Annotated in this window: 14 protein-coding genes; 8 read left to right on the top strand and 6 right to left on the bottom strand. The window is 49.3% G+C overall.

Annotated elements, in window-relative coordinates; all coding sequences use genetic code 11:
- The first annotated feature begins 33 nt into the window (after nucleotides 1–33).
- The 3 genes from NQS30_RS04390 to NQS30_RS04380 are packed head-to-tail and all read left to right on the top strand — an operon-like array spanning nucleotide 34 to nucleotide 3,299.
- The gene (locus NQS30_RS04390) at nucleotides 34–1,188 is read left to right on the top strand and encodes a cytochrome P450 (RefSeq protein WP_015240154.1); all 1,155 of its coding nucleotides are present in this window, start codon (nucleotides 34–36) and stop codon (nucleotides 1,186–1,188) included.
- 57 nt (nucleotides 1,189–1,245) lie between these two features.
- Nucleotides 1,246–2,493: a hydroxymethylglutaryl-CoA synthase family protein gene (locus tag NQS30_RS04385; protein ID WP_124692859.1), complete on the top strand. Its 1,248-nt coding sequence runs from the start codon at nucleotides 1,246–1,248 to the stop codon at nucleotides 2,491–2,493.
- A gap of 59 nt (nucleotides 2,494–2,552) precedes the next feature.
- The gene (locus NQS30_RS04380; protein ID WP_015240152.1) at nucleotides 2,553–3,299 is read left to right on the top strand and encodes a polyketide synthase; all 747 of its coding nucleotides are present in this window, start codon (nucleotides 2,553–2,555) and stop codon (nucleotides 3,297–3,299) included.
- 36 nt (nucleotides 3,300–3,335) lie between these two features.
- Here the strand turns inward: NQS30_RS04380 and proC are convergent, their stop codons facing one another.
- Nucleotides 3,336–4,175, bottom strand: coding sequence for a pyrroline-5-carboxylate reductase (gene proC / locus NQS30_RS04375; RefSeq protein ID WP_012117916.1), 840 nt, complete (start codon nucleotides 4,173–4,175; stop codon nucleotides 3,336–3,338).
- Nucleotides 4,176–4,571: 396 nt separating this feature from the next.
- Between proC and NQS30_RS04370 the strand changes: the two genes are divergently transcribed.
- The 5 genes from NQS30_RS04370 (at nucleotide 4,572) to NQS30_RS04350 (ending at nucleotide 9,128) form a co-directional block, all read left to right on the top strand.
- Nucleotides 4,572–5,531: an MBL fold metallo-hydrolase gene (locus NQS30_RS04370; protein WP_069007651.1), complete on the top strand. Its 960-nt coding sequence runs from the start codon at nucleotides 4,572–4,574 to the stop codon at nucleotides 5,529–5,531.
- A 5-nt stretch (nucleotides 5,532–5,536) separates the two neighbouring features.
- On the top strand, nucleotides 5,537–6,313 hold the full coding sequence (locus tag NQS30_RS04365; protein ID WP_015240149.1) for an SDR family NAD(P)-dependent oxidoreductase: 777 nt from the start codon (nucleotides 5,537–5,539) through the stop codon (nucleotides 6,311–6,313).
- Between the two features lie 16 nt (nucleotides 6,314–6,329).
- The gene (gene dsdA / locus NQS30_RS04360) at nucleotides 6,330–7,679 is read left to right on the top strand and encodes a D-serine ammonia-lyase (RefSeq protein ID WP_124692860.1); all 1,350 of its coding nucleotides are present in this window, start codon (nucleotides 6,330–6,332) and stop codon (nucleotides 7,677–7,679) included.
- Nucleotides 7,680–7,754: 75 nt separating this feature from the next.
- Nucleotides 7,755–8,714 carry a type I pantothenate kinase gene (gene coaA, locus NQS30_RS04355; RefSeq protein ID WP_003153290.1) on the top strand — a complete coding sequence of 320 codons (960 nt, stop codon included), beginning with the start codon at nucleotides 7,755–7,757 and terminating at the stop codon, nucleotides 8,712–8,714.
- A gap of 24 nt (nucleotides 8,715–8,738) precedes the next feature.
- The gene (locus tag NQS30_RS04350; protein WP_029973629.1) at nucleotides 8,739–9,128 is read left to right on the top strand and encodes a VOC family protein; all 390 of its coding nucleotides are present in this window, start codon (nucleotides 8,739–8,741) and stop codon (nucleotides 9,126–9,128) included.
- Nucleotide 9,129: 1 nt separating this feature from the next.
- Here the strand turns inward: NQS30_RS04350 and NQS30_RS04345 are convergent, their stop codons facing one another.
- The 5 genes from NQS30_RS04345 to NQS30_RS04325 form a co-directional block, all read right to left on the bottom strand.
- Nucleotides 9,130–9,297 (bottom strand): DUF4083 family protein, encoded by a 168-nt coding sequence (locus NQS30_RS04345; RefSeq protein ID WP_007409388.1) that lies wholly within the window; start codon nucleotides 9,295–9,297, stop codon nucleotides 9,130–9,132.
- A gap of 80 nt (nucleotides 9,298–9,377) precedes the next feature.
- Entirely contained in the window at nucleotides 9,378–10,460 is a 1,083-nt protein-coding gene (locus NQS30_RS04340) for an AI-2E family transporter (protein ID WP_033574766.1), read from the bottom strand.
- Nucleotides 10,461–10,533: 73 nt separating this feature from the next.
- Complete coding sequence (locus tag NQS30_RS04335) at nucleotides 10,534–10,740, bottom strand: YqzH family protein (protein ID WP_003153294.1); 207 nt, start codon at nucleotides 10,738–10,740, stop codon at nucleotides 10,534–10,536.
- Between the two features lie 100 nt (nucleotides 10,741–10,840).
- Nucleotides 10,841–11,185 (bottom strand): YolD-like family protein, encoded by a 345-nt coding sequence (locus NQS30_RS04330; RefSeq protein ID WP_124692861.1) that lies wholly within the window; start codon nucleotides 11,183–11,185, stop codon nucleotides 10,841–10,843.
- A 15-nt stretch (nucleotides 11,186–11,200) separates the two neighbouring features.
- Complete coding sequence (locus tag NQS30_RS04325) at nucleotides 11,201–12,427, bottom strand: DNA polymerase IV (protein WP_218791284.1); 1,227 nt, start codon at nucleotides 12,425–12,427, stop codon at nucleotides 11,201–11,203.
- Nucleotides 12,428–12,499 lie beyond the last annotated feature (72 nt).

Raw genomic sequence — 12,499 nt, 5'->3', positions numbered from 1 at the left:
TTCAAATCTTGATCACATCTTGGAGGAATGAAAATGACCAGTTTAACAAAAATCAGACAGCAGCAGCCGTACAAGTGGTACCAAACGATGAGAGAAACCTCTCCCGTTCATTACAATGAAAAGGAAGATTGCTGGGAAATCTTCACCTATGATGAAGTGAAGCGGGTGATTTCTGACTACAGTCATTTTTCTTCCGATCATAAATACTTAAGTGCGGACAAACAGGAAAAAATGATTCGGCATATTAACAAAGACAGCCTTTTGAAAATGGACCCGCCTGAACACACCGTCTTCAGAAAATTGGTCAATCAGCCGTTTATGCCGAAATCGGTTGAGACTCTTGCACCGCGTATAGCCGCTATCGCTGATGACCTGCTTCAGACCGTCCGTTCAAAAGACAGGATGGACATTATTGAAGATTACGCATTTCCGCTTCCGATTATCGTGATCGCAGAGCTTCTAGGATTTCCTCCGAAAGACAGAGATATCTTTAAAAGCTGGGTCGACCAAAGCCAGAATGTAAAAGATGAAAAGAAAATGAATGAAGTGCAAAAGCAGATGATCGGATACTTCATGCAGTTTATTTTACAGCGGAGAAAACAGCCGCAAAATGATTTAATCAGCCATTTAATTTCAGCTGATTTAGACGGAGAGCCGCTGTCAGACAAGCAATTAATCGGTTTTTGCGGCTTGTTGATCGTCGCGGGGCACGTAACGACGGAAAATGTGATCGGAAATTCATTTCTCAGTCTCAAGGAGTTCCCGCACATTCTGCCCCGGCTGCTTGAAAACAAGGCGCTCCTTCCTGACTTTATTGAGGAAGTCATCCGCCTCAGACCTTCCATTCAGCGGGTAACCCGCTACACCGCGGTTGAGAGCGAGATTGGCGGAAAAACGATTCCGGCCGGAGAAAAAGTGTATGCGTGGATTGGATCGGCGAACAGAGATGAAAAGAAGTTTGAAAATGCCGATCAAATTGACTTGGGACGAAAGCCGAATCAGCATCTGTCATTCGGTCAGGGCAGCCATTATTGTTTAGGAGCGCCGCTGGCCCGGCTTGAAGCGAAAATCGCGCTTTCCCACTTTTTTGAACAGGTGCCCGCATGGCGTTTTACTGAGGATCAAGAGCCGAATCTGGTTCCGAGCCCTGTATTTCACGGCGTTGACAGGCTGCTTGTTGAGTTTTGAGCGAAAAAATAAAAGAGGCTTCCACAGGAAGCCTCTTTACTCTGGGGGCTTGGAGAAATGAATGTAGGAATCGAAGCAATGAACGTGTTTGGCGGAACCGCGTATGTAGACGTCATGGAGCTTGCGGAACATCGGAACCTGGATAAAAAAAGGTTTGAGAACCTGCTGATGAAAGAAAAAGTGGTGGCGCTTCCGTTTGAAGATCCGATTACGTTCGCCGTAAATGCCGCAAAACCAATTATCGACTCTCTGTCAGAAGAGGAACGGAATCAGATTGAAATGGTCATCACCTGTACGGAATCCGGGATTGATTTTGGCAAATCCATCAGTACATACGTCCATGATTATTTGCAGCTGAAGCGGAATTGCCGGTTATTTGAGGTGAAACAGGCTTGCTATTCTTTAACGGCCGGGTTTCAAATGGGCGTGAATTTCATCTTATCGCAAACATCGCCGGGAGCGAAAGCGCTCATCATCGGAACGGATATTTCCCGCTTTTTAGTGGCTGAAGGCGGTGACGCGTTGACGGAGGAATGGTCCTATGCCGAACCGAGTGCGGGGGCGGGAGCTGTGGCGCTTTTAGTCAGCAGCACCCCTCATGTCTTTTTGCTTGATCAAGGCGCAAGCGGGTATTACGGGTATGAAGTCATGGATACGTGCCGCCCGATCCCGGATAGTGAAGCGGGGGATGCTGATCTGTCGCTCATGTCTTATTTGGACTGCTGTGAAAAATCATTTCAGGAATACAGAAAGCGTGTGAGCGGGGCGGATTATAAGAATACATTTCAATACCTTTCTTTTCATACTCCGTTTGGCGGAATGGTAAAAGGAGCGCATCGGACGATGATGAGAAAATTGGCAAAGGCTAAGCCGCAAGACATTGAAGCGGATTTTCAGCAACGCGTGCTGCCTGGGATTCAATACTGTCAGCGCGTCGGCAACATCATGGGGGCCACCGTATTTTTATCTCTTGCCAGCACGATTGATAACGGCTCTTTTGAAACGCCGAAACGCGTCGGCTGTTTTTCATACGGTTCGGGCTGCTGCTCTGAATTTTACAGCGGTGTCGTTTTGCCGCAAAGCCGTACGCGGCAGAATCAATTTCAGATCAGCCGGCATTTGGATGAACGCGTCCGTTTATCGATGGCTGATTATGACCGGCTGCTCCAAGACAGCGGTATCGTAAAATTCGGCACAAGAAATGCCGCGCCCGCAGCAGACATCCCGAATACGCATCAAGGAAAAACGCGATTGATGCTGACTGAAATAAAAGAGTTTCACAGAAAGTATGAATGGACGACCTAGTATCAGAAACACTCAGAGCCGGAAAGGCTTGAGTATTTTTAAAGAAACGGAGAATAAACATGAATCCAATGATTGATGTACAGGAAACAGAACCGGGCATTGTGCAGGTCACAATGCAGGATACGGCCGGGAAAAACGGGCTGTCAGAAGAGTTTGTCAGAGAGCTGCACCGGGTATTCCAAGACATCAATGCCCATCCGTCCTATAAAACCGTCCTTCTGACGGGTTACGGAAATTATTTCTGCACGGGAGGAACGCAGGAGGGGCTTTTGACCATTCAGAGCGGAAAGCTCCAATTTACAGATTTAAAGCTTCACAGTCTTTTATTGGATTGCAGGATCCCTGTGATTTCCGCCATGCAGGGGCATGCGATCGGAGCCGGCTTTACGATCGGTCTGAGCTCGGATTTCGTGATTTTAAGCAGAGAGAGTTTTTATTCTTGTAATTATATGAAGTACGGATTTACACCGGGAATGGGCGCGACGTATATTGTGCCTGAAAAACTGGGAATTGTCCTCGGGGAAGAAATGCTGTTTACGGCCGCGAATTTCAGCGGCGCCGCTCTGGAAAAACGGGGAGTTCCGTTTGAAGTGCTGCCGAAAAAAGACGTCCTTCAAAGAGGCCGCGAATTAGCCCGGCTGCTGGCGGATAAACCGAGAGCCTCACTGGTTGCGCTGAAAACCAATGTGACCGCACGGATCAAAAGAGAGCTGACAAAAGCGGTTGAGGAAGAGGTGAACATGCACGAAGCCACATTCCATCTTCCTGAAGTAAAAGAGAGAATCAGCCGCTTATACGGCAGTTAAACAGAATGAAAAAAGCATGGGAAGCCCCATGCTTTATCACTGGTCCGTCTTTTGCAGAACGGAGCCTGCGAATTGTTCTTTAATTTCGGCGCTCCGGGCTGCGGTTTCTGCGATGCAGTGCATGATGGCTTCTTCAAAGCGGCGCTCTTCTAATGCGCGAAGGCCTGCTTCAGTCGTGCCGCCCGGGCTTGTGATTTCCTTGCGCAGGCGTTCAGGCCGTTTGCTGCTTGTTCTGAGCATTTCCGTCGCCCCGGCCATGGTTTGTAAAATCAGCTCTTTTGCCGTTTCTTCCGGCAGGCCGGCTTGAAGGGCGGCCTTTTCCATTGCTTCGACATACCGGTACACATAGGCGGGACCGCTTCCGGCAATGGCTGTGACGGCGTCAAGGTGTTTTTCTTCAAAGCGCGTCGCTTCTCCGATTGTTTCCAGAAGCTCTTTTGCCGTCCGGATTTCAGCTTCACTCGCCTCGGAGCTTGCGGAAAAACCGGTCGCCGATTGCTGAATGGCCGCGGATGTATTCGGCATCGCCCGGATGATGGTGAGCTTTCTGCCGAAATATTGCTGAATCGTGTGAATCGTCAGCCCTGCGATGACAGAAATCACAAGCTGATCTTTCACGTATTCGCGAATGTTCTCAATGCTTTCTGCCGCATCTTTCGGTTTAAAGGCGAGAACGATAATGTCGGTATTGCTGAAAAACTCTTCTTTATCCCGGCACGGTTTCACTCCGTACGTTTTTTGGAGCTCTTCAAGCCGGCTGTCATTTGACCGGTTTGTCATATATATATGTCCGGGGGCTGTCATCCCGCTTTGCAGCAGTCCGTTCACCATTGCTTCCGCCATTGATCCGGCCCCGATAAAACCGATTTTCTTCATATAAATCCTCCTTCTTCTCAAAACACAAAAAAACCTTCCCGTCAAAAAGGACGAAAAGGTTTCGCGGTACCACCTTACATTAGCACGAATCAGCCGTGCTCAGCTCAAATCCCGTAACGAGGGGATACGTTTAGGTTTTCCTAACCGCTCTGAGGGCAGGTTCTGTAAACAAGAGGGCCGCAATGTCTTTCAGCCGGGGACATTGCTCTCTGCTGCCGTTGTTTATATACTAGTTCCTCGTCATCGCGTTCCGTGTTTTCTAGTTTGTTGTTCATTATGCTATGCGCAAGAGCGGGATGTCAATCTTTTTTTCCGATATGCGGCAATAATGACACAGTGAAAAGAAAACGCTAAAATATGATTATTCAGGAATGAAAAGAACGAAGGAGCGTAAACATGGCAGCGAGAAAGATCATTCCGATACGTGTGCCGACTCCGTTTGCAGTCGGCGACGTTATCGTTTATTTAGTAAAAGATGAAGCCCTAACCCTTATTGATTGCGGCCCGAATACAAAGGAAGCGGCTGAATCGCTCTCATTTCAGCTTAAGGAACACGGGGTTTCTGCGGCGGATATAGAACAGGTGGTGCTCACTCATCATCACGCAGATCATTCAGGTCTGCTGCACCTTTTTTCCGATGATGCGGAAGTAATAGGGCACTCGCTGAATGACAGGTACATTACTCAGGACCAGTCGTATATCGCCCGGCAGGAGGATTTTTTTCTGTCGCTTATGACAGAAATGGGCGTTCCTCTGACGCCCGAAGACATACATAAAACAGTTAAGCTGTCATACTTATTTTCTGCAAACCGTCCGTTAACGAAAACAGTGAGGGAAGGCGGAAAAATTGACGGGCTTAACGGCTGGACGGTGCTCGAAATCCCGGGTCATGCCGCTTCTCACATTGCGCTCTACCATGAAAAAAGCGGTGAAATGTTCAGCGGCGATCTGCTTTTGTCCAACAGCTCCACCAATCCGATTCTGGAAGCTCCGGAAAAGGGGGGCGTGCGCGCGGCCCCGATGCTCGACTACTTGAACTCAATGAAGCGGCTGTATGACGTAAACCCGTCCTTTTTATATCCGGGACACGGCGATCTGCTGACAGACGTAAAGCCTGCTTTTGACAGGCGGCTTGAAAAACAGAGAAATCGGTCGGAATATGTGCTGCGCCTGTTGTCAGAGGAAACACTGACGGCTTTCCAGGTATGCCGGCGGCTGTTTCCGGCTGTGTATGAAAATGAATTGTTTTTAACGATGTCAGAAACGATCGGCCATCTTGACGTGCTGGCCGCCGAAGGGAAGGCTGTATCCTTTCAGTCGGGGAACACTCTGAAGTTTAAAGCTGTGAAGGGGTGAAGGAAATGAGCAGATTAACGGATAAGCGGATTTGGATCACCGGAGCATCCGGCGGACTCGGAGAACGGCTTGCATATTCTTGCGCGGCAGAAGGGGCTCATGTTTTTTTATCCGCCAGGCGGGAGGACCGCTTGCAGGAAGTGAAAAAGACGATTACCGCGCGCGGCGGACAGTGTGATGTCGTTCCGTTTGACGTCCGGTATGCAGAAGAGGCTGAAAACGTAAGGCGTTTGATCGGTCATGTTGACGTATTAATCAACAACGCCGGCTTCGGCATTTTTGAAACGGCCGCTGATTCATCTTTGGATGATATGAAGGCAATGTTTGAAGTCAACGTCTTCGGATTAATCGCCTGTACGAAGGCCTGTCTTCCTGTGATGCTTCATGCGAAAAGCGGCCATATTATCAATATCGCCTCACAGGCCGGCAAATTGGCGACGCCGAAATCAAGCCTTTATTCTGCAACGAAGCACGCCGTGTTAGGGTATTCCAATGCGCTGCGGCTTGAGCTGGCCGGTACGGGTGTAGCTGTGACAACGGTTAATCCCGGTCCGATCAAAACAGACTTCTTTACAATTGCAGATAAAGAGGGCGGTTATGTGAAAAGCGTCGGCAGATGGATGCTTGATGCCGACCATGTGGCAGAGCGCATTACATCCGTGATTCTGACGGATAAACGGGAAATGAATCTTCCGCGATGGATGAGCCTCGGGACGAAGCTGTATCAGCTTTTCCCATCGTTTACAGAAAAACTGGCCGGCCGCGCATTAAAGAAAAAGTAACAAGGGGGAAAAAGGAATGTCCGACCGGGATATACACAAGGCATTGATGGCAGAGCCTCTAGTCAGGCAAATGGCGGAGGCGCGTGAAGTATTTTGGATCAATCCGCATAAAACCGATGATCCAGTAAAGCATGGCGCTGAATGGAAAAAGGAGATTGCCGAAGCGGGAGAAAGGCTGCGCCGGTTTGCGCCTTATATCGCGTCGGCTTTTCCGGAGACGGAAGCGGAGGGAGGCCTCATTGAATCTCCGCTTGTCTTGGTTAATGAAATGAAAAAGCGTCTGGAACACAGCGCCGCTCAGGCTTTCCCCGGGCGTCTGCTTTTGAAATGCGACGACGAACTTCCGATTTCCGGTTCCATTAAAGCGCGCGGCGGGATTTACGAAGTGCTGAAGCATGCCGAAGATCTCGCGGTAAAAGCGGGAATGCTCTCAGCAGACGACGATTACAGCATATTGACTGAAGAACGGTTTACCGCTTTTTTCTCAAAATACTCTATAGCCGTCGGCTCTACGGGCAATTTAGGTCTGAGTATCGGCATAATCGGCGCGAAGCTCGGCTTTTGTGTGACCGTTCATATGTCCAGTGACGCAAAGCAGTGGAAAAAGGAGCTGCTCTGGGAAAAGGGGGTTCGCGTCATCGAATATGAAGCAGACTACAGTCTGGCTGTCAAAGAGGGGCGCATGCAGGCGAAGCAGGACCCTTATTGTTATTTTATTGATGATGAGCATTCCCGGGATCTGTTTTTGGGGTATGCCGTTGCGGGAAGCCGTGTGAAAAAGCAGCTCGATCAAATGAACATAAAGCCTGATGCAGATGAACCGCTTTTCGTTTATTTGCCATGCGGGGTCGGAGGAGGCCCGGGCGGCGTCGCGCTTGCGCTAAAGCTGATCTATGGCGAGCATGTCCATATTTTTTTCGGTGAGCCGACGCATTCACCGTGTATGCTGTTAGGACTGTTTTCCGGCTTGCATGACGGAATCAGCGTGCAGGATATCGGTCTTGATAATCAAACGGCCGCCGACGGACTTGCGGTGGGAAGGCCGTCCGGACTGGCCGGCCCTCTGATGGAACCTATACTCAGCGGCTGTTATACCGCCGATGACGGCACGCTTTTTTCGCTGCTTTATCAATTAAGGGCGGCCGAGAATAAGAGCCTTGAACCCTCTGCACTCGCCGGACTGGCCGGAGCCGTCAAGGTCGTCCAGACCGAAGCCGGAAACCGTTATATAAAAGAGCGGGGGCTTGAGATGGAAAATGCCGTGCACCTTGTGTGGAGCACCGGCGGAAGCATGGTTCCGGAGGAGGAAATGGAAGAGTACAGCCGGATCGGTTCCTCATTTTTGAAAAAAATGGGCAGACAGTGAAGCGGTTTTCCGTTACAATCTTTGTAAGCGTTTGTTTTTTTATCGGAAAGCCATACAGAGAGATTGGTGTGAATTGTGAAAAGTAAAGAATTGAACTTACATACATTGTATACGCAGCACAGCCGCGAGTCGTGGGCCGGATTCGGCGGCCATCTTTCCATTGCCGTTTCAGAGGAAGAAGCCAAGGCCGTAGAGGGGCTGAATGACTACCTGTCGGTGGAAGAAGTAGAAACAATTTACATTCCGCTTGTGCGCCTGCTCCATCTTCATGTCACGTCTGCCGCAAGACGGAATCAGCATGTCAATGTGTTTCTTAAACATCCGCATTCAGCGAAAATCCCGTTTATCATCGGAATCGCGGGCAGCGTCGCCGTCGGCAAAAGCACGACGGCGAGAATTTTGCAAAAGCTTCTTTCCCGTCTGCCGGACAGGCCGAAGGTGAGCCTGGTGACAACCGACGGTTTCTTGTATCCGACGGCGGAATTAAAAAGGAAAAACCTTCTGTCCAGAAAGGGATTCCCGGAAAGCTACGACGTGAAAGCGCTGCTTGAATTTCTGAACGATATAAAGTCAGGGAAAGAGAGAGTGGAGGCGCCCGTATATTCCCATCTTACCTATGACAGGGAAGAGGGCGCCGTCGAGGTTGTCGAAGGTGCGGATATCGTTATTATCGAAGGAATCAATGTCCTGCAGTCGCCGACCTTAGAGGACGACAGGGAAGATCCGCGGATTTTTGTATCGGATTTCTTTGATTTTTCGATCTATGTGGATGCCGAAGAAAGCCGGATTTTCACGTGGTATTTGGAGCGTTTCCGCCTCTTAAGAGAAACCGCTTTTCAGGATCCGGCTTCTTATTTTCATAAATTTAAGGATTTGTCTGATGCAGAAGCGGATACCATGGCCGCCTCCATTTGGGAGAGCGTCAACCGTCCGAATCTGTATGAAAATATCCTGCCGACAAAATTCAGATCGGATTTGATTTTGAGAAAAGGTGATGGCCATAAAGTTGAAGAGGTGCTGGTAAGGCGGGTGTGATGTGAGGAGGAAGCGAATATTATGATGCATCATATTGAGTTGTATGTATCTGACTTGAAAGCCTCCGCCCGGTTTTGGGGATGGTTTTTAGGTGAGCTCGGTTATAGGGAATTTCAAAATTGGGACTCCGGCATCAGCTGGAAAAACGCAGGATTTTATGTTGTGCTTGTACAGACAGAGGAGCGTTTTTTAACACCGGAGTACCACAGATGCCGGGTCGGGCTGAACCATCTGGCTTTTCATGCTGCATCAAGAGAGCAGGTTGACGAGATGACAGAAAAGCTGCTTGCCAGAGGATGCCCCGTGCTTTACAGGGACCGCCATCCATATGCAGGCGGAAGCACGCATTACGCCGTATACACGGAGGACCCGGATCGGATAAAAGTGGAGCTCGTTGCGCCTGCTTCTGAATGAACTATAACTTTTCATTTTTTTCTTCGCGCAGCGCGTCGAGTTTCTTTTCGATTCTGTCCAATTGTATGCGGCGCTTGTTCAAGCTTCTGAATACGTATATCACGGCAAACAGGAAAAATGCGGCTGCAATAAATGAAATCAATTGAAAAATGACATCACCGATGTTCATCTTTTTTACCTCCGTGTGCGGCGGGCTTCTTCAGCCCGCCGTTTTTTCATTTTGACCGATGTGAAGACATGGGGGATGAATCATTTCTCTCCTAGCTTTGTTTTTTTTCTGAGAATGAATAGTTTCTGCATGTGGCTTATGACCACTTTTGCGGCCGCATATCCCGGAATGGCCAGAAGCATCCCGGCAATTCCTGAGAATTTGCCGGCGGCAAGCAGAAGAAAAATAATGGTCAGCGGGTGAATGTCCAGCTTCCGTCCCATAATTTGCGGGGAAATCAGCTGGCTTTCAAGCTGCTGGACAATGACGACGACCGTAATCACCAGCACCGCCTCGGTCGGTGAATCGAACAATCCGACAATGACTCCGGGAAATGTGCCGATCCAAGGCCCGATAAACGGAATCAGGTTTGTCACCATGGCGAACGCGCCCAGAACGAGCGGATAATCGAGCCCGATTATAAAATAGCCGATCGTGACGAGAACGCCGACACAGAAACTGACGAGCAGCTGTCCTTGTATGTATGAACTGAGAGCTTCATCCATGTCCCGAAGGATTTGTTTTCCTTCTTTTTGATGTTTTTCCGGAAGAAGCTGCAGCAGTCGCCGAGGGGCTTTGTTTCCTTCTTTTAACATGTAATACAGCGCAAACGGAATAATGGCTGCGGTGATGGCGGCATTGGCAGCCGTACCGGCCAGGCTGCTGAGAGAATCAGCGATTGAACCGGAATAATTTGCGGCTTTGTCTGCTAATTTTTTAAAGGAATCCCCATGCTGAAGCCGGGAAAACCATTTGCTGTCCTGGAGATGCCCGATCCAATTTTCAGCTTTTGCGGAAAGCTCCGGAATATGATCTGTGAAGGCTGTAAACTGTTTTTGAACGGCAGGGCCCGCCGTATAAAGGAAGAGGACAAAAAGGCCGGCTGTTCCCGCATAAATCGCTAAAATCGCGATTCCTTCGGGCAGCTTTAATTTCGCATGCAGCACTCTGACGAGCGGGCGGCACAAATAGTAAAGGACGCCCGATAATACAATGGGCGGAAACAAGGTTTTAACCGTAATCACAACAGGCTGGAACAAAAAGTCTATTAATGTTCCGAGATAAATGATGAGAAATAACAGAAGAACGGCATAGCCGATCCTGAAATAAGGCCCGACAGGCATATCCTGCACCACGCAATCTTTAAGGGTTTACTCTCGGACGTTTCCCTTATCGCCCGGTGCATAAACGTCCGTGTCAGGAAAACTGCCCCTGATTGGTGACGTAATCGTAGATAATATCTTCTACATGGGCATGGAGATCCTCATCGGGTTCTTCATTCCTTCTTTCTTCTAAAGCTTTTTTTAAACTCTGTTTTTCATAGGGGCTCAGCGGATCTGTCGACACATTCCGTCCATACTGGCGGAGGGCTTGTCCCAGCATTTTTTCTATAAATTGATCCATCATATATTCTCCTATTCTTGTCATTCATCTTTATTCTACTAAATATCATGTGATCCTCCCACTCTTCTATCATATTTTCTGTCAGGCCGGGGTAGGATTTTTATTCCAATTCAGCTGAGAGAATACGATGAAACGGCAGCGTTAACGCATCTTCATCGTTTATGATTTTTAAACGCTTTTCGTCATGCCTCACTTGTTTTACCCAGCCCCAAAAGCGGCGGGGACCGTGTGCTGAAGCATAGGTGACCGAGATGGCCCTGTCTTCTTCAATTGACGCCGCAACGATGCGGTTCATGTCGTTCAGTTGCTCTTCGCTCAGTTCCGGAGGCCGGAATTCCCGTTCTTTTCGTTTTTTTGCAAGCAGCTGCTCCCGATGTTCGGGCAGCATCATCCGGCTTGATTCCCACATGACATTATACCCGGGTGTTAATTTGTTCGGATTCATGTATATCACCTCAAATTATTTGTAATGCCCGCCGATTTTTTCAGCCCGGTGAAAGGCTTGGCCGGCCTCTGTCAGTGAAGCGGCATGGAGGAGCGACGCAGGGCCGTACCGCTCATGAATATCATCCAATACTTTGCCGAGACTGATCTTTTTTTCCTGGGCATCGAACAGGCTCAGCTGAACATAATCACAGGGCTCCAGCTGGGAAAGGGAGACGCCGGCGCTGCGGACGGGCTCACCGTTCCAATGCTCTTTGAAGAGCTTGACCGCCGCTTTAAAAATATCCATTCCGAAATTAGTCGGAGACACCAGCTTTCTCTGTCTGTGAAAACCTGAAGGGAATTCAAAATCAGCGCCTCTGATGCTGACCGAAACCGTATGGCCGATGTATTGTTTGAAACGGGCGCGGCGGGCCACTTCTTCGCTTAACTCCAGCAGCACGACTTTGATATCCTCAAAGCGGCTGTAGTCTCTCGGGAGGGTCATGTTATGGCCGATCGCTTTTTGCCGGCTGTGCGTGTTGACGGTGACCGGAGAGGGATCGATGCCGCGGGCTGTCCGCTGAAGCAATTCGCCGTTAATGCCCCAGCGTTTTTTCAGCAATTCGGCGGGGTGTCCGGCAAGCCCGCCGATTGTGCCGATGCCCATCCGTCTTAAATGATGCTCCATCCGTTTTCCGATGCCGAATAATTTTCCGACCGGCAGCGGCCACAGATCCTGCCTGATATTTGACATATCCAATCTGTGGATGCCGGATGCGTTTTTTTTGGCAAAATGGTCGCAAGCCATTTTCGCGAGCGCCTTATTCGGCCCGATGCCGACACGGGCATAAATTCCGAATTCACGCATAATCGCTTGCTGAATGCTTTTGGCAATTGTAAAAGGATCACCGAACAGCCGCCTGCTTCCGGTCACGTCGAGAAACTGCTCATCGATGGAGTAGGGTTCTACAAGATCGGTATACCGTTCAAACAGTTCGGTAATCATGACGGATACATCAATATACCGCTGCATCCGCGGACGGACAATAACGGCATCGGGACATTTGGCCTGCGCTTCCCACAGCCGTTCGGCATTTTTTACGCCGTATCGTTTGGCGAGCGGACAAGCCGCAAGCACGACGCCGCTGCGTCTTTCGGGATCTCCCGAGACAATCAAGGGCCGGCTTTTGAGATGAGGCGCTTCCGCTTTTTCCACAGACGCATAAAACGATTGCATATCTACAAGAAGAATATCAGCCATAAAAAAACCTCCGGGAACATTTGTTCTATTTTTTCATTGTACCCGAACAATGATCACGTTTATACTGGTAAA

The sequence above is a fragment of the Bacillus sp. B1(2022) genome (genome assembly GCF_040259625.1).
Lineage (GTDB): Bacteria > Bacillota > Bacilli > Bacillales > Bacillaceae > Bacillus > Bacillus velezensis.
Note: the sequence above shows the minus strand (reverse complement) of the source record. Positions and strands in the feature narration are given on the sequence as shown.